This is a genomic window from Paenibacillus sp. FSL P4-0113 (genome assembly GCF_038009305.1).
Lineage (GTDB): Bacteria > Bacillota > Bacilli > Paenibacillales > Paenibacillaceae > Paenibacillus > Paenibacillus polymyxa_D.
Map to the genome: position 1 here is coordinate 617,096 of NZ_JBBPAZ010000001.1, position 24,622 is coordinate 641,717.

19 protein-coding genes and 1 pseudogene are annotated in these 24,622 nt (G+C 48.6%); 19 read left to right on the forward strand and 1 reads right to left on the reverse strand.

From position 1 onward, the window contains the following. The first annotated feature begins 11 nt into the window (after positions 1–11). From MKX46_RS02320 to MKX46_RS02370, 12 genes and pseudogenes are all read left to right on the forward strand, one after another. Complete coding sequence (locus MKX46_RS02320) at positions 12–293, forward strand: hypothetical protein (protein WP_029515295.1); 282 nt, start codon at positions 12–14, stop codon at positions 291–293. Beyond that, the gene (locus MKX46_RS02325; RefSeq protein WP_341070836.1) at positions 286–3,972 is read left to right on the forward strand and encodes a nitrate reductase subunit alpha; all 3,687 of its coding nucleotides are present in this window, start codon (positions 286–288) and stop codon (positions 3,970–3,972) included. Before MKX46_RS02320 ends, MKX46_RS02325 begins: the two co-directional genes overlap by 8 nt. Further along, a complete protein-coding gene (narH, locus tag MKX46_RS02330) occupies positions 3,962–5,476 on the forward strand; it encodes a nitrate reductase subunit beta (protein ID WP_341070837.1) in 1,515 nt (504 codons plus the stop codon). The genes MKX46_RS02325 and narH overlap by 11 nt, the downstream gene beginning before the upstream one ends. After that, entirely contained in the window at positions 5,463–6,131 is a 669-nt protein-coding gene (narJ, locus tag MKX46_RS02335) for a nitrate reductase molybdenum cofactor assembly chaperone (protein WP_029515290.1), read from the forward strand. Before narH ends, narJ begins: the two co-directional genes overlap by 14 nt. 2 nt (positions 6,132–6,133) lie before the next feature. Continuing rightward, complete coding sequence (gene narI, locus MKX46_RS02340; RefSeq protein WP_322252365.1) at positions 6,134–6,832, forward strand: respiratory nitrate reductase subunit gamma; 699 nt, start codon at positions 6,134–6,136, stop codon at positions 6,830–6,832. Between the two features lie 75 nt (positions 6,833–6,907). Next, positions 6,908–7,036 (forward strand): annotated as a pseudogene (locus MKX46_RS02345) (tyrosine recombinase XerS); the annotation flags it as partial. Between the two features lie 258 nt (positions 7,037–7,294). After that, a complete protein-coding gene (locus MKX46_RS02350; RefSeq protein WP_029515287.1) occupies positions 7,295–7,519 on the forward strand; it encodes a hypothetical protein in 225 nt (74 codons plus the stop codon). Positions 7,520–8,068: 549 nt separating this feature from the next. Further along, on the forward strand, positions 8,069–9,523 hold the full coding sequence (locus MKX46_RS02355; protein ID WP_209950298.1) for a sucrose-specific PTS transporter subunit IIBC: 1,455 nt from the start codon (positions 8,069–8,071) through the stop codon (positions 9,521–9,523). Between the two features lie 42 nt (positions 9,524–9,565). Then, complete coding sequence (locus tag MKX46_RS02360) at positions 9,566–10,162, forward strand: hypothetical protein (RefSeq protein WP_318628299.1); 597 nt, start codon at positions 9,566–9,568, stop codon at positions 10,160–10,162. Further along, positions 10,143–10,331: a hypothetical protein gene (locus MKX46_RS25540; RefSeq protein ID WP_049816878.1), complete on the forward strand. Its 189-nt coding sequence runs from the start codon at positions 10,143–10,145 to the stop codon at positions 10,329–10,331. The genes MKX46_RS02360 and MKX46_RS25540 overlap by 20 nt, the downstream gene beginning before the upstream one ends. Positions 10,332–10,348: 17 nt before the next feature. Beyond that, positions 10,349–10,702, forward strand: coding sequence for a GH32 C-terminal domain-containing protein (locus tag MKX46_RS02365; protein ID WP_341070838.1), 354 nt, complete (start codon positions 10,349–10,351; stop codon positions 10,700–10,702). Beyond that, positions 10,674–11,066 carry a PTS sugar transporter subunit IIA gene (locus MKX46_RS02370; RefSeq protein ID WP_341070839.1) on the forward strand — a complete coding sequence of 131 codons (393 nt, stop codon included), beginning with the start codon at positions 10,674–10,676 and terminating at the stop codon, positions 11,064–11,066. The genes MKX46_RS02365 and MKX46_RS02370 overlap by 29 nt, the downstream gene beginning before the upstream one ends. Positions 11,067–11,234: 168 nt before the next feature. On the opposite strand, the gene MKX46_RS02375 is transcribed toward MKX46_RS02370, so the two are convergent. Next, positions 11,235–13,430 carry an alpha-galactosidase gene (locus MKX46_RS02375; RefSeq protein ID WP_318628297.1) on the reverse strand — a complete coding sequence of 732 codons (2,196 nt, stop codon included), beginning with the start codon at positions 13,428–13,430 and terminating at the stop codon, positions 11,235–11,237. A gap of 147 nt (positions 13,431–13,577) precedes the next feature. Here MKX46_RS02375 and MKX46_RS02380 point away from each other — a divergent pair, with 147 nt between their 5' ends. The 7 genes from MKX46_RS02380 to MKX46_RS02410 all read left to right on the forward strand — a co-directional run bounded on the left by MKX46_RS02380 (position 13,578) and on the right by MKX46_RS02410 (position 24,450). Then, positions 13,578–14,471, forward strand: coding sequence for a helix-turn-helix transcriptional regulator (locus tag MKX46_RS02380; protein WP_029515280.1), 894 nt, complete (start codon positions 13,578–13,580; stop codon positions 14,469–14,471). A gap of 322 nt (positions 14,472–14,793) precedes the next feature. Beyond that, entirely contained in the window at positions 14,794–15,762 is a 969-nt protein-coding gene (locus tag MKX46_RS02385) for a LacI family DNA-binding transcriptional regulator (RefSeq protein ID WP_029515279.1), read from the forward strand. A gap of 310 nt (positions 15,763–16,072) precedes the next feature. After that, the gene (locus tag MKX46_RS02390; protein WP_340932231.1) at positions 16,073–17,026 is read left to right on the forward strand and encodes an ABC transporter permease; all 954 of its coding nucleotides are present in this window, start codon (positions 16,073–16,075) and stop codon (positions 17,024–17,026) included. A gap of 13 nt (positions 17,027–17,039) precedes the next feature. After that, a complete protein-coding gene (locus MKX46_RS02395) occupies positions 17,040–17,936 on the forward strand; it encodes a carbohydrate ABC transporter permease (protein ID WP_069012408.1) in 897 nt (298 codons plus the stop codon). 124 nt (positions 17,937–18,060) lie between these two features. Beyond that, on the forward strand, positions 18,061–19,686 hold the full coding sequence (locus tag MKX46_RS02400) for an ABC transporter substrate-binding protein (RefSeq protein WP_029515274.1): 1,626 nt from the start codon (positions 18,061–18,063) through the stop codon (positions 19,684–19,686). A gap of 25 nt (positions 19,687–19,711) precedes the next feature. After that, the gene (locus MKX46_RS02405) at positions 19,712–22,180 is read left to right on the forward strand and encodes a PfkB family carbohydrate kinase (RefSeq protein WP_340932232.1); all 2,469 of its coding nucleotides are present in this window, start codon (positions 19,712–19,714) and stop codon (positions 22,178–22,180) included. Beyond that, entirely contained in the window at positions 22,177–24,450 is a 2,274-nt protein-coding gene (locus tag MKX46_RS02410; protein ID WP_241113510.1) for a GH32 C-terminal domain-containing protein, read from the forward strand. Before MKX46_RS02405 ends, MKX46_RS02410 begins: the two co-directional genes overlap by 4 nt. Positions 24,451–24,622 lie beyond the last annotated feature (172 nt).

Consider the following 24,622-nt stretch of genomic DNA (forward strand, 5'->3'; position numbering starts at 1 on the left):
AGGCGAACCAGATGAATCAGGTGGAAACGGAACAGTTTGTCCGGGATGATCGGAATGATTTGCTTGCCTTGCTTGAGATGAGATTCGGCGGAGTGCCGCAGCCTGTGCAAGAACAAATCTGCCGGCTGCAGGATCTGAACGAGCTTCAGCGCCTGATTATCGCGGCTTGCAACGCAGCGGATTGGGAAGTGTTTATGGAAGAGCTTCAGTTGGGACAAGACAGCTTTAAACTGACGGGGGAAAGGTTTAACCCGGTAAACCAGCAGGGAAAGGAGCATCTGTGCAATGGCTGAACATAAAAACAAGCTGCTTGAAGCGTTGAAATACTTAAAACGCGGAGAGGCCATTAACGAGGGATGGACCGAGGAGAGCCCCAGATCCCGGGATTGGGAGAGCCTATACCGCGGCCGCTGGCAGCATGACAAGGTCGTCCGGTCGACACATGGTGTCAACTGTACCGGTTCCTGCAGTTGGAATGTTTACGTCAAGGACGGCATTATCACCTGGGAAACACAAAAAACGGACTATCCGACCACGGGGGTCGACAGCCCCGAGTATGAACCTCGGGGCTGTCCGCGCGGGGCTAGCTTTTCCTGGTATACCTATAGCCCGATCCGGGTGAAGTATCCCTATATCCGCGGCGATTTGTACGACATGTGGCGTGAGGAGTTGGCAGTTGTGGAGGACCCGGTCAGGGCCTGGAAAAACATCGTCAGTGATCCCAAAAAGCGTGACAGATATGTCAAGGCCAGAGGGAAAGGCGGCTTCGTCCGGGCGGATTGGGATGATGCCTGTCAGATGATCGCCAGTTCTATTATCCATACCATTCAACAATACGGTCCAGATCGTGTTGTTGGTTTTAGCCCGATCCCGGCCATGTCCATGGTGAGTTATTCGGCAGGGACACGCTTCCTGTCGCTGATTGGCGGGACCATCCTCAGTTTTTATGATTGGTATGCAGATCTTCCCCCTGCCTCGCCACAGGTTTGGGGAGAACAAACAGATGTGCCGGAAAGCGGCGATTGGTATAACTCCAAGTATTTTATTATCTGGGGGACCAACATTCCGCAAACCCGGTCTCCTGATGCGCATTTCATGGTGGAAGCCCGTTATAACGGCACCAAGGTGGTCGGGGTCAGCCCCGATTATGCCGAGTATGAAAAGTTTGCGGACATTTGGCTGCCAGCTAAAGCCGGGACCGATGCCGCGCTTGCCATGGCTATGACCCACGTCATTCTCAAAGAATTCTACGTGGATCAGCAAGTCCCTTATTTTACGGATTACGCGAAAAAATTTACAGACCTGCCTTTCCTCGTGATACTAGAGAAACATGCCGATGCGTTTCGTTCGGGCCGCTTCCTCCGGGCCTCCGACTTGGGAGATGTCCAGGAGTTGGCCGAATGGAAAACGGTAGTCTGGGACGAGGCATCAGGAGCGCCGATGGTTCCGAGCGGCAGCCAGGGCTTCCGTTGGGATCAGGACAGCAGGTGGAACCTGGATCTCGAAAATCCTGACGGGACAGTAGTGGATCCTCTGCTGTCATTTATTGATGCGGCGGATGAAGTGGCTCCCGTTGACTTTCCTTATTTCGTGGAATCGGAGGGAGGGACAGTTCGGCGTGGAGTTCCTGTAAAGCATTTGCCGAGTGTGGAAGGCAGGACGCTCAAAGTCGTGACGGTTTATGACCTTATGATGGCTCATGTGGGTGTACCCAGACAGCAACTGCAAGGCGATTATCCGGTCGATTATAACGATCCGAAGCCTTACACTCCGGCTTGGCAGGAGGCGATTACTGGCGTCAAGAAATCTCATTGCATTCAGGTAGCGAGGGAGTTTGCCGAAAATGCGGCCAAGACAGGTGGAAAATCGATGATCGCCATGGGCGGAGGAACGAATCATTGGTATCACAGCGACCAAATCTACCGTTCCATTCTGAATTTGGTTCTGCTCACGGGCTCCCAGGGAGTAAATGGCGGCGGATGGGCCCATTACGTAGGTCAGGAAAAGGTGAGGCCAGTGGAGGGGTGGCAGCAGATCGCATTTGCAGGAGATTGGATCAAGCCTCCCCGCTTACAAAACGGAACCTCCTTCTTCTACTTCGCGACGGAGCAGTTCCGCTATGAGGCCAAGGTCAATGAGGAGCAGAAACCATCCTGGGGCGGGCGGTTTAACCATATGCATCCTGCGGATGTCAATGCTCTGGCCGTAAGGCTCGGGTGGCTGCCTTCATTCCCGCAATTCAACCAGAACTCCATCGATGTGGCCAGACAGGTTCGAGAAAAAGGGTTTTCGGACGATCAGGAGGCCGTACAGGAAATTGCGAGAATGGTTAAAGAGGGAGAGCTAGATTTTGCGGTGGAGCACCCCAATGATCCGAACAATTTCCCGCGTGTCTTTTTCAACTGGAGGTCCAATCTGCTTGGCGATAGCGGTAAAGGGCATGAATACTTTGCCAAGCATTTGATCGGGACGGACAATCAGGTGTTGACGGACCCGAGCCATTCGTGGCGGCCGGAGACGGTGAAGACGGATGATGTTCCGCCGGAAGGCAAAACCGATTTGTTCATCAGCATGGATTTTAGAATGACGAGTTCAGGGCTGTTTTCGGATATCGTGCTGCCAGCAGCGACCTGGTACGAAAAATACGATTTAAGCACGACCGATATGCATCCGTTTGTCCATCCGTTTAATCCAGCTATTGAACCACCTTGGCAAAGCAAAAGCGATTGGGACGCTTTTCGGGAAATCGCCAAAACGTTCTCCCAATTGGCAGAGAAACATTTGCCAGCCTGCGAGGATGTTCTCATGACTCCGCTCGGACATGACAGTCCAGATGAAATCGCCCAAGTTCACGGAAAAATCCGCGATTGGCGCAAGGGAGAGACGGAGGCAGTGCCCGGCAAAACGATGCCCCATTTTTTATTGGTGAAGCGTGACTATCCGAACGTGTATGGAAAAATGATTACCATCGGACCGAACATTAAAAAGGGCTATGGAACAAAGGGGATTAAAATTCCCGGCGACAAGGTGTACGGCCAGCTCATGGAGCGGCTGGGGGCATCGAAACATGAGGGGATTGGCAAAGGACAGCCGGATCTATTCCGGGATAAACAGGTAATCGAAGCGATTCTGCTGATGTCTGGCGCCACGAACGGAGAACGGGCCGTGGAAGGCTGGCGTTCGTTAGAGACCAAAACCGGCAAAAAGCTGGAGGACATCTCAAAACCTCGGGAAGAAGAGGCTTTCACACTTCTGGATATTACTGCTCAGCCCCGGCATACGATCTCAACTCCGGTCTGGAGTGGCTTGGAGAAGGACAATCGGAGATACTCGCCCTTTACCTTAAATACGGAGTACAGCATTCCATGGCGTACTTTAACAGGCAGACAAAGCTTTTATCTGGACCATGAGATGATTTTGGATTTCGGTGAAGGGCTGCCGCTTTATTTGCCGCCGCTGGAGCACGTTCCTTTTTTTAAGGGTGAGAAAGAAGTGCCAGCGAATGGGAAAACGATGACGATCCGTTATTTGACCCCGCACCAAAAATGGGGAATTCATACGATGTTCATCGACACCAATCAAATGTCGACGCTGTTCCGCGGATGGCAGGTCGTCTGGCTGAACGAAAAAGACGGGGCTTCAATCGGGATCAAGGATAACGATTGGATTGAGGTATATAACCGGAATGGAGTCATCGCAGCAAGAGCGGTGCTGACTTACCGGATTCCGGAGGGGATCGCTTATATGTATCATGCCCAGGATCGCACGCTTGGCGTGCCGGGCACCTCTATCACCAAGCAGCGCGGCGGTACCCATAACAGTGTGACTCGGATTACGATGAAGCCGACACATATGATCGGAGGTTATGCCCAATTGAGCTACGGGTTCAATTATTACGGGCCGACAGGAAGTCAGAGAGATACGATGACAATCATCCGACCGTTGAAGGAGGTTGACTGGCTTGAGGATTAAAGCGCAAGTCGCCATGGTCATGAACTTGGACAAATGCATCGGCTGCCATACCTGTTCGGTGACCTGCAAGAACACGTGGACCAATCGGCCCGGAACGGAATACATGTGGTACAACAATGTGGAAACCCGGCCGGGTCCCGGTTACCCTCGGGCATGGGAAGACCTGAGGAAATTTAAAGGCGGGTGGGTTCTGCGCAACGGAAAGCTGGCACTCCGGGCGGGGGGGCCAATCACCAAACTGGCGAATATTTTTTACAATCCGAATATGGCCAGCCTGGACAACTTCTATGAGCCGTGGACCTATGATTACGATAACTTGATTCATAGCCCCAAGCGGAAGCATCTTCCGGTCGCGCGGCCTGTATCACTGATTACCGGAGAATATATAGACAAGCCGGAATGGGGCCCGAACTGGGATGACGACCTGGCTGGCGGAAGTGAGATCGTACCGCTGGACCCGAATGTCAAGCAGCTTCAGGAACAGATCGCCATGGAGTATGAGAAGACGTTCATGATGTACCTGCCCCGCATTTGCGAGCACTGTCTGAACCCTTCCTGCGTGGCTTCCTGTCCATCCGGAGCTCTGTACAAGCGGGAGGAGGATGGCATTGTACTTGTAGATCAAGACGCCTGTAGGGGGTGGAGATTCTGTACCAATGGCTGTCCCTACCACAAGGTATACTACAACTGGAATACGCACAAGGCGGAAAAATGCAATTTCTGCTACCCGCGGACAGAAGCGGGCATGGCCACGATTTGCTCGGAAACCTGTGTGGGCCGGATTCGCTATATCGGTGTCGTCTTCTATGACGCAGATCGAGCCAAGGCGGCAGCTTCCGTGGAGAATCCGCAGGATTTGTATGAATCCCAGCTTTCGGTGTTCCTTGACCCCTTCGAGCCGGAAGTGATCAAGGAGGCGAGAAGAAGCGGGATCAACGATTCCTGGATCGATGCGGCACAGCGCTCGCCGATCTACAAGCTTGCCATGAAGTGGAAGGTTGCTCTGCCACTTCATCCGGAATACCGCACGCTCCCTATGGTGTGGTATGTTCCACCGCTTAGCCCGATTATGAACCATATTGAAGAAGACGAGCTTCAGACCGATCACTATATTCCCGCCGTCGATCAAATGCGGATTCCAATGGAGTATCTGGCATCTCTGCTTACGGCAGGGGATACCTCCGTCATCCGTAGAGTGTTGCTTAAAATGACCGCCATGCGTGTACATAGGCGGCAGCAAGCCGTTGGCGGCATGGATGATCTCAGACACAGCCAGCTTTTGGGAGAGGCGGGAATTACAGTGGAGGAAATTGAAGAGATGACCCGATTGTTCGCTGTTGCCAAATATAACGAAAGGTTTGTGATCCCAACCGCTCGGAGGGAAATGGATGGCGCGAAAGAGCTTCATTACAAGCAGGGGGCCTGCAGCATCGAATCCATTACCCCGTCAAGCGCGGTCACGTCACATCTTTTCGCAAGGGAGGACATGGATGATGGAACATAAGCCCGTTTTGCTGGCGGCCTGCGCCAGATTGCTAGGATATCCCTGTGAGGATTTTCAGGAAATGAAGGAGGAACTGCTTTCAGCTGTCCAAGAGGAAATGAAAGATAATGAGCTGGCGAGCAGGTTTGGCCAGGCGGCCGAGGCTATCTTCTCGGTTCCTCCCAAGGAGCTTCAGGAAATTTATGTTTGGACGTTCGATTGGAAGGAAAAGACCGGACTCTATCTGACCGCTCATGAATTGGGTGACAGTCGGGAACGTGGGGCAGCTCTGATTTTGCTTCAGCATATTGTCCGGGATGCGGGCTTTATGATGCCGAGCGGGGAGCTGTGCGACTTCATTCCGCTGTTGTACGAGCTGCTGGCCGTAAGGTCCGACAATGTTCATGTACGCGCGCTTGAACTCCGGCTGGCCGCAGCCACAGAGCGGATTCGGAAGCATCTGTCTGAAGACAGTCCCTATTCCGAGTTGTTGAACTTTCTGATGACCGATGTTTTCGAGGTCCCTACGGAAGAAGAAATTCGCATGCTGGAGAGCAAGCGGGAGAGCGCCGATCTGGATGAACTGCCTTACCCTATCCTGTTTGGCATGGACGGTACGGCTCGTAGTGATTCAGGCTTACCTGTCTATAAAACGTGCAATGGAATGGGGGTATAATGATGACTGGTATCTTTTGGTGGGTCGTGTTTCCCTATCTTACCTTGGCGGTGATGATCTTCGGCTTGCTCTATCGGTTTGCTTTTCGTCAGGTCAGCTGGACGGCGCCTTCTACGGAGATTTTTGAAAAAAGATGGCTCAGAATCGGTTCGACTGTGTTCCATTACGGGATTATTTTCGCGTTTGTTGGCCATATCATGGGTGTGTTGATCCCGCGCAGTGTTTATCATTTCTTCGGCATATCCGATGAGACCTATCATATATTTGCGATCGCGGGGGGCGGCTTTGCCGGTCTGATGGTCGTCATCGGTCTGGTTCTTCTGCTTATGCGCAAAATCCTTAACCGTCGGGTAAGGGCCCATGCGGGTTTTGGTGATTATTTTGCAGTGATTTTAGTCCTGATCATCGCAGCCATCGGTACCTATATGACCATCGTGTATAATACGACTGTGGTGGCCTATGAATACCGTACGACCATCGGGCCTTGGTTTCGCAGCCTGTTCACCTTTAATCCGCAATACGGGTTGATGCACATGGTTCCTTTCGTGTTTCAGCTTCACATCATCCTGGCGTTTCTTCTGTTCGCTTCCATTCCGTTTACCCATCTGGTCCATATGTTTTCTTTTCCCGCACGTTATCCGGCAAGATCTCCGCAGCAGTACCGTTCCAGAAACAGTTACCGGAAACGGGAGAGAACCTGATTTCTATTTCGATATGGACGAAAATTTCTGATGACAATAATAGCTGTTCATGAAGAGCATCTCTGCTTAACCAATGAGAAACTGATTGAAAAATATGCTTCAGCTTTTGGAAAACCAGCTTTATCCGTGCATTCTCTGAGACATTCATTTGCAACCCGTTATCACCTAGAGAACATTAATGTGCCCAGATTGAAAAACAACCTTTATTGATGGTGGGCGATCAAATTAAGATTGAAGCTCTTGGAGGACAGAACATAGGATGTAGAAAGTCGCCCTTAATGGCGGCTTTTTTCTATAGTAATGGATTCAGAATGATGGTTTGCGTCCAAGGAGAATTCTTTTATGGAATACATAGACAAAATTGTATAATAATATATAATTCCCCACTTGCAAGAGGTGATTTCAGTTTCATCATTGATCAAACGACCAAAGTGATGAACTTATAGGTGGGGAGGTTTATCAGTGCTTCTGAACTATTGCCATGACTATATTATGTTTTTTGATTGGTTAGTTGCAGAAAACTTTACTAAGGAATCTATGATTGATGAGGTAGGATTCAATGCTCAGCGCGTACTGATGGAGTACATGAAGATAGCTTTTGCAGACATTAATTGGGTAGAGACGATGGTAGATGATGAAGACGAAGGACTCACCGGAGACGAAACGGAGGCTTTAAGTATTCAATAAACCGATTCCTGAATATCGTAAGAACCCACATTGTTCTGCCAAGAGATGCTTAAATTCTTTCCTGACGATTGGCAGGCAAGCACTCTTATGGATTTAGCAAATAATCCTCGTGTTTCAGTCTGTTCAGGTCAGAGTGTAGGAAAACCGGGCTGGAAGCAGCAACGACCCTTTATTTTCTGCGGTGGATTTTTGTGTTAATGAAGGGGCAATTTTTTACCCTGCCATCGCATTAACTTACCATTGAGGATGACATGGATAGTGTTTTATTATCAAATAACAGCCCCCTTACAAAATTTAATATAAAACAAACATTTTGAATTGAGCAATTTTTTTCCTATGGCAAGGGTTGTATGTCCATCCAATCCTACGGGTGGTCAAAAGGGGCTTATTGAAGGGAGCGAGAAGTGGTGAAGTGGGGCAATAACCTTCTTCGGAGAAAGTAATAGGGGGGGCAGTTGTTTTCGAACAAAAATTACCGGCCAATGTCGGTAACGAACATTTTTTTTAATTAAATTGGAACCGGTTTCATAATATTAGGAGGAGAGAAATATGGATTACAAGCAAGTTGCAGCTGACATCCTGGATGCCCTGGGAGGTAAGGAAAACATAACGGCAGCTGCTCATTGTGCGACGCGATTGCGGCTCGTTCTTGAAGATGAATCTTTGCTTGATCAAAAAGCGCTTGATCAAATGGACGTTGTTAAAGGGACTTTTTCTATAGCAGGGCAATATCAAATTATCCTTGGAGCCGGGATTGTAAATAACGTGTATGGCGAGTTCGCCAAACTTACGGGTCTCGGAGAAATGTCCACCGGCGATGTAAAGACGGCAGGAGCAGCTAAAATGAATCCGCTTCAACGACTTGTGAAAGCACTTTCCGACATTTTTGTTCCGATCATTCCGGCGATTGTTGCCGGGGGTCTATTAATGGGGATCAACAATGTTCTGACTGCCAGCAATCTGTTTGGTCCCAGGTCTCTGGTCGAAATGTACCCTGGTATTGCCGATTGGGCAAGCATTATTAATTTATTCGCCAACGCTCCTTTTGTTTTCCTTCCCATCCTGATCGGCTTCTCGGCCACTCGCAAGTTTGGTGGAAATCCTTATTTGGGTGCGGCGCTGGCCATGATTATGGTTCATCCCGATCTGCTTAATGGTTACAGCTACGGCCAGGCACTTGTAGATGGGACAGTACCCACCTGGCAACTGTTCGGTTTCTCAATCGAAAAGGTTGGCTATCAGGGAACGGTTCTGCCAGTACTGGCCGTATCCTATATTTTATCGGTAATCGAGAAAAATTTGCGAAAGGTAATTCCATCTTATCTTGATAATCTGTTGACTCCCTTGCTGTCTGTCCTCGTTACCGGCCTCTTGACCTTTGCTGTTGTTGGACCGGTCCTTCGCGCCGCGGGCAACGGACTGACAGATGGTCTCTTCTGGCTCTATGATACGACGGGTTTCATTGGAGGAGGTATTTTCGGTTTTTTCTATTCTTCGATTGCCATAACGGGAATGCATCACAGTTTCCTCGCTGTGGATACCCAACTATTGTCGGACGTTGCTAAGACGGGCGGATCCTTCTTGCTTCCGATTGCCTCGATGGCGAATATCGCTCAGGGCGCGGCTACGCTGGCCGTCTTTCTCATCACACGCAACAGCAAGACGAAGAGTATCGCCTCAGCTGCCGGCATATCCGCGCTGCTCGGTATTACCGAACCTGCAATGTTCGGAATCAACCTGAAGCTTCGCTACCCGTTCATTGCTGCGATGATCGGTTCCGGCCTGGCTTCCGCCTATATTGCTTACGCACATGTGCTGTCCATTTCAATGGGACCGGCGGCGCTACCCGGTATTATCGCAATCCGTCCACAGTCCATCGCTGATTTCTGTATCGGCATGGGCATCAGCTTTCTGGTTACGTTTCTCATCACCCTGCTCTGGGGCAAGCGGAAAAATGCGTCAGCCTCAGGGGAGACTTCAAGCGAAGCAGCGGATCGACCGTAAGTTTAAGCATGCTTGGAACTATTTTGCAGTAAGGAGGTTGCTGTGGAGTGGACAAAAGAAGAGAGATACAGAAGATTAGAAGATACCAATACGGAGGAAATCTCCGGTCTGGCCGCCAGAGTGGCAAGGTGCCCCTGGCGCCAGGGGTATCATATCCAGCCTGAGACAGGGTTGCTGAACGACCCGAATGGATTTGCTTTTTTTCATGAAGAGTATCATTTGTTCTATCAATGTTTTCCTCTCGGTACTGTGCATGGTCTCAAATATTGGTATCATACCAGCTCTCGGGATCTCGTTCACTGGACGAACCGGGGAGTGGCGTTAAAACCGGACCGGGATTTTGACAGTCATGGAGTATACTCGGGCAGTGCAATCGAACACAATGGGCGATTGTACCTCAGGTACACCGGCAATACACATGATAAGAGTTGGGAGCGAGTGCCTTATCAGTGTATGGCTCAAATGGAGAGAGATGGACGTATACACAAGTTCTCCTCCCCGGTTATAAGCGGACCTCCGTCCGGGTATACCGATCATTGTCGCGACCCCAAAGTATGGAAACAGAAAGATTGCTTTTATGCCGTTTGGAGCGCAACGTTCCAATCTTACCGGCTGAGCCATGCTCTATCGCTCCATTGATCTTTACAAATGGGAAGAGGTTGGCGAACTGCATACCCGTTTGTCCGATTTCGGCTATATGTGGGAATGTCCGGATTATTTTGAATTTGACGGCCAGGGGGTTCTCTGCTTCTGTCCGCAGGGAGCAAAGCTGAACGACCCTGGTAATATTTACCGTCGGGTTATGTAATCGGTGATCCACTGAATGTGGAGACGGGAAGGGAAAGGTTCGCGGACGGGAAAATTTCAAACGATACGCTTAGTCCGGCCGGTTTTGCCGGCTCACGTTACGAGCTGATAATAGAATTCAATAATGTAGACGCCGTCGAATATGGTATTAGACTGAGAACAGAAGAAGCAGAAGGGACGAATCTGGTATGCAACACCAGGGAATCTAGGCTTATGCTGGATCGAACGCTGTCCGGAAGGCCGATTGCAGAAGAATTTGGTACGGTCCGAAGCTGCAAGCTGAATCCTTTGGCTGTCAAGCTGCATTTGTTTATGGATACATCATCTGTAGAAGTGTTCGTAGATGATGGCCGCGAGGTCAATAGCCATTAAGCCCCGGGAAGGTAAAGTCTACGCGCCGTTTGACGGAATAGTAGCGCATGCGTTCGGCCGTAGTAATCACGCGCTGCTGCTGGAGCATGCTAGCGGTATTCAACTGCTGATTTACGTTGGCATTAATACGGTGTCGTTGAAGGGAAGAGGGTTTACCCTACGAGTTCAGACCGGTGACAAAATCAAGAAAGGACAGCTGCTGGAATTTGATATTTCCGAAATCGAGCAGGCGGGCTTTCCGGTGATCACACCAGTGTTGGTCCCGGACGACCAGGAAATGGTGAAACCGGTGGAGACGATGGAAGGCGCTGGGGTGGTAGACGGTGTCCCCACTGCTTCGTGTTCACTTAAAATGATGGTGTAGCTTGGATTTATCGGAGAACCGGCAAGCTGTTACAGCACATTTGCCAGTTGATTTCTGCTTCTCAAAATAATATAACCACGGCGAAGGGGCATAGCGAGCAGGGCCTGAAATCTCATGATTTCAGGCCCTGCTTTCTGTTGGACTTCTAATTTTTTTGCTTTGATACATTCATTGCTCGTCGATCTTACTAAACCGCCAGAACAGGCTGATAAAATCCCCTTTTATTCTTGGAAGTGTCAAACCGGCGTACATCAGCTCGTCACCTCCGTATATCTTTCCAGTTTCGTGATGGCGGTACAGGTAACGCGAATTCAATCCTTTGCATTTCAGAATAGGCACCCTTTCACCCGGCTGGCTCAGCACTCGGAAGAAAGCAAGTACAGCTTCGCTCTGGTCATCAGAAACAAAGGCCCAGGCCACCTCGTTGCCCTCGAACGGACTTAAAATGCGATAAAATTCTCCGAATTGGATAAGGGGGCGAATTGCTTTATATAGCGCAACTTGGGACTTGATCGCTATCTTTTCCTGCGGCGACATCTTGGTAAGATCGAGTTCGTAGCCAAGGTTTCCCGACATCGCGACATGTCCTCGGGTGTCAAGAGGAGTAACCCGGTTGACTTGATGATTCGGTACACCCGAAACATGAGCGCCCATAGACACAGCCGGATAGACCATACTGTTGCCGTACTGGATTTTTAGCCGACTGATCGCATCGGTATTGTCGCTTGTCCACGTTTGCGGCATGTAATAGAGCATGCCGGGATCATAGCGCCCTCCTCCGCTGGAACAGCTCTCGAACAGTACATCCGGAAAGACGGAAGTGAGCTCGTCCAATACCCTGTACAGACCGAGGATATACCGGTGTCCCGTTTCGCGCTGGCGCTCCGCCGGAAGCAGGGCAGAGCCGATCTCCGTCAAATGGCGGTTCATGTCCCATTTGACATAAGTAATCGGTGCGGAAGACAGAACATCGGACAGCGCTCCAACAATATAGTCGCATACATCCCGCCGCGACAGATCGAGAACAAGCTGATTTCGCCCCACCGTGTGGGGACGATCTGTCACATGAAGACACCAGTCGGGATGGCGCCGGTAGAGTTCGCTGTCCGGTGAGACCATCTCCGGTTCGAACCACAGACCGAACTGCATGCCCATTCCGGTTATCCGCCGGGCCAGATTGTCCAGCCCCTCCGGAAGCTTGCGACGGTCAACGGTCCAGTCGCCCAGGGAACTCAAATCATTGTCCCGCTTGCCGAACCAACCGTCGTCCAGGACAAAGAGCTCCATACCAAGTTCTTTCCCTTCGCGGGCGATCGCTTCGATCTTGTCGGCGTTAAAGTCAAAGTAGGTGGCCTCCCAGTTATTAATTAGAATCGGCCGTTCGGCGTCACGAAATTTGCCGCGACTGAGCCGCGTGCGGTAGAGCCTATTAAAGACGCGAGACATCCCGCCCAAGCCTTGTGCAGAGTATACCATGACGGTCTCGGGCGTTTGAAAGCTTTCTCCGGGAGCCAACTGCCAGGAGAAGCCAAACGGATTGATGCCGATCGACAACCGAGTCGTCCGGTACTGCTGAACCTCGGCCTGGGCTATGAAGTTTCCGCTGTAAACGAGATTGAGCGCGTATACCTCGCCATTGTCTTCATCAGCGCCAGGACGAAGCAGGGCCAGAAACGGATTCTGCTGGGGACTGCTGGCACCTCGCCGGCTTTCCGCATTCTGGATGCCGGGCATAAGGGGTCTCCGCGCAATATTTCGCTCATTGGTATGCGTACCGTAGAAGGTCAACATGTCATACTCGTCATCTCTGAAATCGATACTGGCGCTGAGCGCGCGAAGAAGGACCAGATTGTCGGAGCCGGTATGGTCGAAACGAACCGACCGAGCGATGGCGTCGTATTTGTTAAAGACAGTATAAATTAAGGTAGCACGCAGACCGGTCAGTGCATCTTCAAGCACAAGCTCCAGCGTATCCGCTTCGTCCTCCCTCTCGATGTAAGTGGCAGGAAGACCTGGAAGCTTTGGCTTGCCGGCGAATATCCGATGAGTCTGGTAACGGAAATCACAGATTTCAGATCCATTAGACTGGCCGACCTGATAGGCGGGTATGCCAAAATCGCCGTTCCCGTAACCCGGATACTCCTGCGGAAGGTTGTCCAAGGAGAACCTTCGGTCAGCAGGGTCAGGATTCGGCGAAAAGCCCCGATCGATAAAATCAAAAGGTACAGAATCCTGGTAGATGGCGATTCGTCGTCCCCAGTATAAATGCCCAAGGTAGCCGTCGCGAACAATCTGAATGCAGTAGCTGGAACCGGGGGTTTGCAGGTGAAATACCATGCGCTTCTCATCGTAGTGAATGCCCATAAGTGAAATCGTGCTCCTTTTAGTGTTATAATTTAGTAAGCGTATGAAATAACTGATTATAGAAAATTCGTCTTCATCATTAGCGTAAAGGTGCAGAAGAACCGAAACAAGAGTAACTTTATAAATTGAGGAGGGTGAAATATTGCTGTGAATCATGGGGAGGGAAACGGGAAAGAGAAGCAGTCCTCGATATCTTTTCACTTTATAACACCTATGCCCTATATCTTGTTAAAAGGTGCTGGATATGAGCTGATTACTTCGCATGATTATATCTGGGATGGACGGAACCGTACCGGAGACCATTGTGTGCTTCAATATACATTGAATGGTCGCGGTGAGATTGAAACGGGGGGGAGGAGACATTCCCTCGAGCCGGGGGATGCTTTTCTGGCTGATGTTCCGGGCGACCATATCTACCGTCTCCCCTCTGATTCTCCCAGATGGGAAGTGCTTTACTTCGAACTGTCACACTTGGCGCTGCATCTCCTCCAGGAATGGCTGGACATAAGCGGCTACATTTTCCGGATTGAGCCGGGGACCGATTTGGAGCATCTCCTGTGGGTGACTTATCGGGAAGCTATTGAGAACAGCTACCGCGATATGTATCAGTGCTCACGGGCTGCTTATTCACTGGCCATGTCACTAGCGAGTCATCTTGTCACTCTTGCCAGCAGCGTCCCATTGCCTCCGATTGTAGAACGCTGTAAGACCTTCATTGACAGTAATCTGCATCGGAGCATTGGCCTTCAGGACATGGCGGAGGTCTCCGGATGTTCTAAATTTCATCTCACCCGTGAGTTTGAGCGCAAGCTTGGCCTCTCTCCCGGCCGCTATTTAACTCGTATGAGGTTGGAAAGAGCGGCTGCTCTTCTGCTGGAGCCCGCAAATCTGACATTGGAGCAGGTGGCGGAACAGTCCGGTTTCTCGAATGCGAATTATTTCGGCAAAGTGTTCCGAAAGTATACAGGAATGGCTCCAGGCGAATTCCGCATGGAGGGCGATTTGTATCAAATTCGGCGGTTGATCCGGAGCGATCAATGAAAATAGGGTCTTGAAGATAGTAACAGGTTGCCGAAAATTTCGGCAGCCTTGTTTTAAAGCGGCTTAAAAGAAAAAAGAAGGGTCACGCAAACACTACGTTAATGATTAGGGGGTCGATTGACTCAATAGTATCGATGACAAAAAGATCCCCGTCCCGCCGGAATGGAGTTGGTACTCCTCAGCGGTTCGATTGAATCAGGTGGCACGAAACTCAAATGCGGGGTAGCAATGAAGAAAGTTAGAAAAAAAGCGCTTCAAAGATTATTGAAACGTTTCCAACTTCGTGCTATTATAATTCCCATAAGAGATATGGGGGGGTTAAATGCCAAGTATTAGAGATGTAGCTAAGATAGCTGGTGTTGCTGTGGGAACGGTGTCCCGCGTTATTAATAACTCGGGCTCTGTAAAACCAGATACACGAAGGAAAGTGGAGAAAGCTATACAAGAACTGAATTATTTTCCTAATGAAGTCGCTCGAAATTTTAAAATGAGGAAATCCAAGATGGTAGCCTTGCTGCTTCCAAGTATCTGGCATCCTTTTTTTTCTGAACTGGCTTATTACATTGAGGATGAGTTAGATCGGGAAGGCTTTAAGCTCATGTTATGTAATAGCGGCGGCAAGCCAGAAAAGGAACTGTATTACCTGGATATGCTACGTCAAAACAAAGTGGCTGGTATTGTCGGCATTACTTACAATGATATAGAAAATAGCGTAAGCAATGACATTCCGATTCTAAGTATTGACAGACATTTCAACAAAAAAATCACTTGTGTGACCTCAGATAATTATGAGGGAGGCCGTCTAGCTTTGAGGGAACTTGTTAAGGCAGGGGCCCAAAAACCGGCCTTTATAGGAAGTGTAACTTCAATTTTTAGTGAAACCATGAATCGAAGAAAAGGTTTCATTGATGAGGCGAAAAAATTGGGTGTAGACCATGTTGTATACGAGAAACCAGATCCTATTGTGGACGACGAAGCCTATTTTGGCGAATTTCTATCTAAGCATCGGGATGTGGATGGCATTTTCGCTATTACCGATATGTTTGCCGCCAAATATATAGAAAGAGCAGGTAGGCAGGGTATTCGAGTTCCAGAAGATGTAAAGGTCATCGGTTATGACGGCATTCAGGATCATCGTTATTTTCATCCGATATTGTCTACAATTAGGCAGCCAGTTGAGGAGATGGCACGTCTGACAATCAGACTACTGTATCAAAAGATGGATGGTATAACTTTAGATCAGCAAGTGTATCGTCTCCCCGTTATCTTCAGGCAAGGCGAAACGACATGAGTTTTATTGTATAAATATTAGCTCATTCAGTTGGATCTCAGTCTGGATCTGCAAACTCGCCTTTTTTTTTTATAATAAATTGGAAACGTTTCATTTGACAATCAGACTACTCTGTTAAAAGATCCAAGGAATAAGTTTGGATCAGCAAATGTATCGTCTCCTGCTATCTTAGGCAAGGTTGTTTTTGACTTTGGAAAAACTTTAGCTCATTCGGTGGATTTATGGTATGGATCACCGGCTGACGTTTTTCTTTTAATAAATTGGAAACGTTTCAAAAATGAAAATATTCTTTTACAAGAAAGGGAGTGTAATGGTGAATTCAAGAACTAGTGAGTGGGATCATTCTACGATCAAGCCAAATCGCAAAATATGGAACCAGATCAAACGTGACTATGAACTATATCTGTTTTTGCTGCCAATCATTATTATTTATCTCGTATTTAAGTACTATCCAATGTATGGAATACAAATTGCTTTTAAGGATTTTTCACCAAGTCGGGGAATCTGGGGAAGCGAGTGGGTAGGCTTTAAGCACTTTATTGATTTTTTCGATTCCTATAACTTCTGGACGATCATGACTAATACGCTTACACTCAGTGTTCTATCGCTTGTATTTAGCTTCCCAGCTCCGATTATTATAGCGATTATGCTCAATCAGATGCTGGCCAAGAGATACAAGAAAATTGTACAAACTGTAATTTATGCACCACACTTTATTTCGACCGTAGTGCTCGTCGGTATGCTTAATGTTTTTCTGTCTCCAAACAGCGGAATTGTGAATCACATCATCACTTGGTTTGGAGGGGACCCCATTATGTTCTTGGCCGACGAAGGGTGGTTCCGCCCTTTGTATATTTTATCAGGGGTTTGGCAAGAGACAGGTTTTGCTACCATCATTTACCTTGCTGCGCTGGCAGGGGTCAATCCAGAATTGCATGAAGCCGCGATCATGGATGGAGCAAGCAAATGGAAGCGCGTAATGCATGTGGATATTCCAAGCATTTTGCCGACGATCGTCATCTTATTGATTCTCGCACTCGGTAACATTATGGGTATCGGTTTTGAAAAGGCTTTCCTTATGCAGAACGATTTGAATTATGCCACCTCCAATATCATTCCGACCTATGTTTATGAAATCGGGATTCAAAAAGCACAATACAGCTTTTCTACAGCAGTTGGCCTGTTTAATTCAGTTGTAAATATTATCCTGATAGTCACCGTCAACCGGATCGCAAAAAAATTGACGGAAACCAGCCTGTGGTAAGGGGGAGTTCATTTTGAATCAATTATTAAAGAGAAAAAGCAAGGGAGACATGTGGTTTGACATCGTCAACTACGTCATGCTGACCATAGTTATGTTGCTTGTATTATTCCCGCTGTATTTTGTATTGATTGCTTCACTCAGTGACCCCAATCTCATCTACTCAGGTGAAGTATGGTTCTTTCCAAAGGGTTTTACGCTGGATGGATACGGGCGAATATTCAGCGATTCATCTATATGGATTGGATATGCCAATTCGATCTTATATGCGAGTCTAGGAACATTAATCGGAGTTGCCGTGACCATATGTGCAGCTTACCCGTTAGCTCGTAAAGGACTGGCAGGAAAGTCGGTGATAATGTGGTTTTTACTGATCTCCATGTTTTTTAGTGGGGGGTTGATCCCGACCTATTTGCTGATTAAAGATCTTCACATGCTGAATACGATCTGGGCACTTGTTATTCCTGGAGCGGGAGGTGTGTTCAATGTCATTATCGTAAGGACTTTTTTTCAGTCGACCATCCCGGATGAAATGTGGGAGGCCGCTTCCATTGATGGTTGTTCCAATACCAGATTTTTTTGGAGCATCGTATTACCTTTGTCTAAGTCCGTTATAGCCGTAATGGTACTGTATCATGTTGTCGGGTTCTGGAATGGTTTCTTTGACGCTTTGATTTACTTGAACGATGAAAGCAAGTATCCATTACAACTGGTCCTTCGCAACATTCTTGTCCAGAATCAGGCCAACTCGAGCATGATGATAGACGTGGAATCCTATGCAGCGAAGATGCGCGTTACAGAGCTTATCAAATATGGTGTCATCATGGTATCCAGCCTACCGTTGCTGATTTTGTATCCTTTCCTGCAAAAATACTTTGTTAAAGGCGTGATGATCGGCTCGATCAAAGGCTAACATTGTCATGGTGCCTGAAAGGGGGAATGTGCAACAGAATACCTAAATTCAGCATTCAGACAAGTAAATAACAAGGACAAGGGAAGTTCTCAGCTTGTGGACTGACATAAGGAGGTTATGTACGATGAAATTATTCAAAAGGGCTGGAATTCTAATGCTGGCTGGAATGTTTGCTCTTAGCGGATGTTCGGGAGGCGGAGGCGAGTCAAAAAATCAGACGGTGAATCCAGATCAGGATGCAAATTTTAATAAAACCGGTCTTCCGATTGTTAAAGAAGCGGTGACATTAAAGATGGTATCCCCAAAAGCTGCTTTAGCGCCAGATTACTCGAAAATGGAAATATTTAAGCGGCTGGAAAAACAAACAAACGTAAAAATTGATTGGGAAAACATTCCAGACACTGACTTTGCAGAGAAGAAAAATTTGTTGTTGGCCAGCGGAGATTTGCCAGATGCCTTTTACGGAGCTGGATTCACAGATTACGATCTAATCAATTACGGTAAAGACGGAACCATTATTCCGCTGGAGAATTTAATTGATAAATATGCACCTAATTTGAAGATGCTTCTCGATCGACGGCCTGATATTAAACTAGCCATCACAGCGCCAGACGGTCACATCTATGGGCTGCCGTCGTGGGAAGAGAATAAGCTCGATACCAACCCCTTCTTTCACGTCATCAATAAAAATTGGCTCGATAAACTGGGCTTAAAATTACCTCAAACGCTGGACGAATACACGCAGGCTTTGATTGCCTTTAAAACGAAGGATCCGAACGGCAATGGCAAGGCTGATGAAATCCCATTAAGCTTTATGCACATGCAGTGGTGTAGTGACATTGCTGGCATATTCGGAGCTTTCGGTCTTCCGGATAATTTGGAACATCGGATCGTCCGCGAAGGTAAAGTGATCTTTACCGCTACGCAACCTCAATATAAGGAAGCATTAAAATATATTCATGATAACTGGTATAAGCAGGGGCTGATTGACCCTGAATCGTTCACCCAGGATGCCGCTCAGTATTTAGCAAAAGGCAAAACACCAGATGAAACGCTCGGCTCCTACGTTTGGTGGGAAGTCGAAGAAGTTGTCGGACCGGAGCGTAGTAAGGATTATGCTCTGCTGCCCCCGCTTAAAGGCCCAAATGGAGATCAAATGATTGGTCGCAACAACGGCGGCGGTCCGGGACGAGGTAGCTTCGTGATTACAAAGGAGAACCGTTATCCGGCAATGACGATGCGTTGGATCGATCAACAGTATGACCCTTACATGGCGGCTCAAATTCACTGGGGTCCGTTGGATGTCGTATTCAAGAAGGACGAAAAAGGAAAATTGGTGAACCTGCCGCTTCCCAAGGGAGTCTCCGCAGGTGAATTCCGTCAAAAAGTGGCTCCAGGCACAGGAAATCCGGGCGTCATTACTTTCGATGACTTCGGAAAAGTTGTTGATATGGAACCCCGAGCTCAGAAGCGTGCTGAGTATTTGGAGAAATATTACACTCCATATATGAAAAAGGAAAACTATGCGAGCATCTTCTTTGAACCGGATGAACTAGATAAAATCAATCGGATTGAGCCAGAACTTATTAAATATGTAAATACCCAAAGAGGCAAGTTCATCGTCGATGGCGAGGTAGATGAAAAGTGGGACAGCTATGTGAAGACACTCGAGAAGATGGGGCTGAACGAATTAATGGAGATCTATCAAAAAGGGTTGGATCGATATAATGCAAATTTAAAAAATAAATAATCAAACGATAGGTGGGGAGAAAACTGTGCTTGATGTAATAACCATTGGGGAAGTATTGATAGACTTTACGCCATCAGGTCGTACCACGGGAGGCAACGAGCAGTTTGAATGCAATCCTGGAGGGGCTCCGGCTAACGTAGCAGCTGCTCTATCCCGTTTAGGAGCTAGAGCGACATTGATTAGCAAAGTTGGGGATGATCAATTCGGTTCCTTGCTGCACGATACCTTGATGAACGGCGGCATCGACGTGTCTGCGCTTACGTTTACAGATGAAGCCAATACAACGCTGGCATTTGTTCATCTGGATGACAACGGAGACCGATCGTTCAGCTTCTACCGGAAACCAGGAGCGGATACATACTTGCGCACGCAGGATGTCCCGTTCGATAGGATTGAAAACTGCCATGCACTGCACTTTGGTTCTTTGTCGATGACCCATGAGCCGGCCCGTACGGCAACAAGAGCGGCAGTTGTGAAGGCTAAAGAGGCAGGAGTCCTGCTTTCATTCGATCCGAATATCCGGTTTGCTTTATGGGAGAGTAAAGAGGAAGCGAAACAGAATATCCTTTGGGGCATGAAGTATGCAGATATCCTGAAAATATCGGAAGATGAGCTCCACTTTATAATGGGTACAACTGATGTGGAAAAAGGCTCGCTAGAGCTGCAACAGCAATTCGGCATCGCCGGGATCTTCGTAACTTTAGCGGAAAAAGGCTGCTATTACCGATTAGCTGATCATGACGGATATGTGCCGGGTTTTCAAGTAGAGGCCACTGATACGACAGGAGCCGGCGACGCTTTTCTGGGCTGCTTGTTATATAAGATACTGAAAGCCGGTGTTTATTTGAATCAGCTGACCAAACAGCAAATCATCGGTATGCTAACTTTTGCTAATGCCGGCGGTGCATTAGCAACCACACGGAAAGGGGCTCTTCAATCTATGCCGACGACAGATGAAATTACCCAGATAATCGAGACAAATAAACAGCACGATGATGATAGATTTAGGCCGGGTTTTCATTTTTCACCTCACTCCCATTGGTTGAATGATCCCAACGGATTAGTCTATTACGAGGGAGTCTATCATCTGTTTTATCAGCACCATCCTTATAGTAACCAATGGGGACCAATGCACTGGGGTCATGCTGTAAGCCAAGACCTGGTTCATTGGGAGCATATGCCTATCGCTCTGTTCCCGGATGAGCATGGCGCTATTTTCTCCGGTTGCTGTGTGGTTGACTGGAATAATAGCAGCGGACTGTTCGATGGTTCCCATGGATTGATCGCACTCTTCACTCATGCAGACAGCTGTCCGGAGACCGAACAACCTCGCCAGCGGCAAAGCCTGGCTTACAGCAGCGATAAAGGCCGAACTTGGCACAAATATGAGGAGAACCCAATACTCGACGAGCATGATCTGGTCGACTTCCGGGACCCCAAGGTGTTCTGGCATTCGCCAAGTGCATCCTGGATTATGGCTCTTGTCGCGGGAGACCACGTTCGGTTTTATCGTTCCGACAATTTGCGTGAATGGTCGTTGTCAGGCGAATTCGGAAAGAGTGAAGGCTCGCATGACGGAGTTTGGGAATGCCCTGATCTCTTTGAATTGCCGGTTGATGACAGCGGACATTCCAAATGGGTACTTATCATAAGCATCGGAGATAATCCCAACTGTCCAGAAGGCTCACGCACGCAATACTTTATCGGAGAGTTCGACGGAAATACGTTCATCAATGACCATCCGGCCGATCATATCCTGTGGCTGGATTATGGCCGGGACAATTATGCGGGGGTCACCTGGTCGGATATAGCTGAGCAGGACGGACGACGTGTGATCATCGGATGGATGAGCAACTGGAAATATGCTAACCAAACGCCTACCGGGGCCTGGAGAGGCACAATGACTCTGCCTCGCGTCTTGTCATTGACCAGTCGAGACGAAGGCGTAGTTCTGACCCAAATGCCTGTTCGGGAAATAGAGCAGCTGCGGAAAGGAACGCTCTGCTGGAATGAGGTTAAGGTTACGCCAGAGGTGCCGTTTACGCAAAAAACGAATGATGTTCTGCTTGAAATTGAAGCGGATATCGACATTCGTTCCGAAGACGAGGTTCATATTAAAATGAAGTCCTCTGGGCAAAGTGAGACTATTATCGGTTATGACCCTGTGCGCCAATGGCTATTCATCGACCGCTCGAAATCGGGCCTGAGTGATTTCCACCCGTCGTTTGCGTGCAAGCACGGTGCTAGAATGGTTTCGGAGAATGGGAAGATCAAGCTGCATATTTGGCTGGATCGCAACGCGGTTGAAGTGTACGCGAATGAGGGCTTGGTTGCACTGACGGATCAAATATTCCCTGATGCTCCGATGGATCGTATTGAGATAAGTGCGAAATCAGGGGAAGTTGTAGTGAACTCGTTTTATATGCATGCTCTTAACTCCATTCATATTCCTAATGGTCCAACGGAGCAGACATCCAGGAGGGTTGAAGTATGAGCCATGCAACCGATAATCGGGGATTGATTATGTATTGGGCCTTCAATGAAGGAACCGGTACAAGCGCTCTGGAGAGCGTATCCCAAGTCCAGGATAATATCCAGTACGTGTTTAACCAAGCGGAGTTTACTCAACCTTGCCCTCCACGGTGGAGACAGGGGGTAATTGGAAATGGGCTTCTGTTCGATGGTTATTCGACTTACATTGCGCATTCGTTCGATGAGGGAAATCAGAACACCGAGCCAGAGTATCGATCAGCGTTAAGCATAGGAGTATGGGTAGCCCCACGCTCCTATGAATGGGGGGATGATGGCAAATTGTCCGCCATCGTGAACCGCTACAACCTGGATCGCAAGCAGGGTTATCTGCTCGGCATGTTCCGTCACGGTTCCTGGTCCTTCCAAGTCGGGCTGGAAGGAGGAGACTGGAAGGAACTTTGGTCGCCGGACGGCCATGAACTGCCCAAGAATGAATGGTCATACGTGAATGCTGTGTTCGATGGGAACCAAGGGGAAATCAAGCTGTATTTAAACGGCAGTGAAATCGCTTCAGCTGCCGTGCCTCGTGGTTCCCGCCTGGCTGAGGCGGCGGACACGGATCTTCTTATCGGCAAGAATAACCATAGCAGCCTGCTGGCGGAAGTGTTCAGCCTGCACATGTTTAGCGGTATCATTGATGAACTCAAGATTTATAATCGGGCGCTGAGCGCGGAAGAAGTGGCCGCTTCTTATCGGCATGTGCTGGATACCTTTCATGAAGGCATCCGGCCACAATTAAACTATGACGAGATCAAGCTGGACCGAACGCCACTGCTACTTGATCGGCACAGACCGCAATATCATGTTAGCCCGCCGGCCCATTGGATGAACGAACCTCATGCACCGATCTATTTTGACGGGCAATATCATTTGTTCTATCAGCATAACCCGCAGGGGCCGTTCTTTCATCAGATCCATTGGGGACATTGGGTAAGTCAGGATTTGGTGCATTGGCGTGATCTACCCGTGGCCCTGGCGCCCGAAAAGGATCAGCTCGCACCGGACGGGATCTGGTCGGGAAGCGCAACCTATGATGCTGACGGACTTCCTGTCTTGTTCTTTACGGCAGGTAATGACAGCGCTTCTCCGAATCAGAGCGTAGCGCTTGCCCGAAGCACTTATACCCTTGACGGAAACCCGGATCTGGTTCAGTGGGTCAAACATCCAGAGCCGTTGATCGTGCAGAAGAAGGGAATGGGCGCATTTGGGGATTTCCGAGATCCATTCGTATGGAAGGACGATGACGGCTGGTATGCTCTGGTCGGGTCCGGAATTGAAGGTGGAGCAGCACTGGCATTTGCGTCACAGGATATGCTGAATTGGACGTATAAAGGGCCGTTTTTTAAAGCGGATATTCAGAAGTTTCCTTACCTTGGACCCATCTGGGAGCTCCCTGTGCTTCTTCCCCTTGGCAGTGACAAGCAGGGAGTGAACAAACATCTGCTGCTTGTCAGCCCTGTGGGGAAGGGAGCGGATGTCGAGGTGTTCTATTGGATCGGACAACTTGACAAGCAAAATCTTTCGTTCATCCCCGATCAAGAAGAGCCTCAATTGATTGATGTCGGGGATTTCCATTTTACCGGACCGAGCGGAATGGTTGATCCGAAGACCGGCAGAAATATCGTCTTTACGATAGCCCAAGGCGACCGGACCTCCGAGATGGAATATAAGTCGGGTTGGGCTCATAACGGAGGCTTGCCGTTAAGCGTGTATTTGAGGGATGACGGACGTCTGGGAATAGAGCCGATTCAGGAGCTTCAATCGCTGCGTGGCCCTAAGCGGCTATCGCTTCGAGACCAGTCATTGGCTGAAACTAATGTGCAGCTTAGGAATGTTCATGGTGACATGCTTGAGATTCAATTGGAATTGGAGCCCGGCAGCGCCAAAAAATTCGGAATCAAGGTCCGTTGTACGCCGGACGGAGAGGAAGAAACTCTGCTGTATTATGATTGGAATCAAGCGTTGCTCATGGTCGACCGCTCGAAAACGACCCTGCATCCTGGAGAAAAGTGCGGAGGGATTCAAGGCGGTAAGTTGGAGCTGCTTGGGGAGAATCTGAAGCTTCACATTTATTTGGACCGCTCCATGGTCGAAGCTTATGCAAGCGGATTGAAAAGCCTGACAACCCGGGTATATCCGAGCCGTATGGATGCTTTGGGACTCGAGATTTGGGGAGATGGAGAACCGTTTGTTAAATCCTTGGATATATGGGATATGCAGTCCGTTTGGTAAGACGGTTGTTTAGGCGCTCCTTACGAATGGGTATGCACAAATGATCAAGAAACTTTGCATTCCTCCGTTTGGAAACGTTTCATTCATATTCTCCCTTCTTCATGACTATTCATCTTTGTACAAGGAGAGCATTTCGAAATGAGGTATCGATGTTCGCAAGTATAACAAGTTT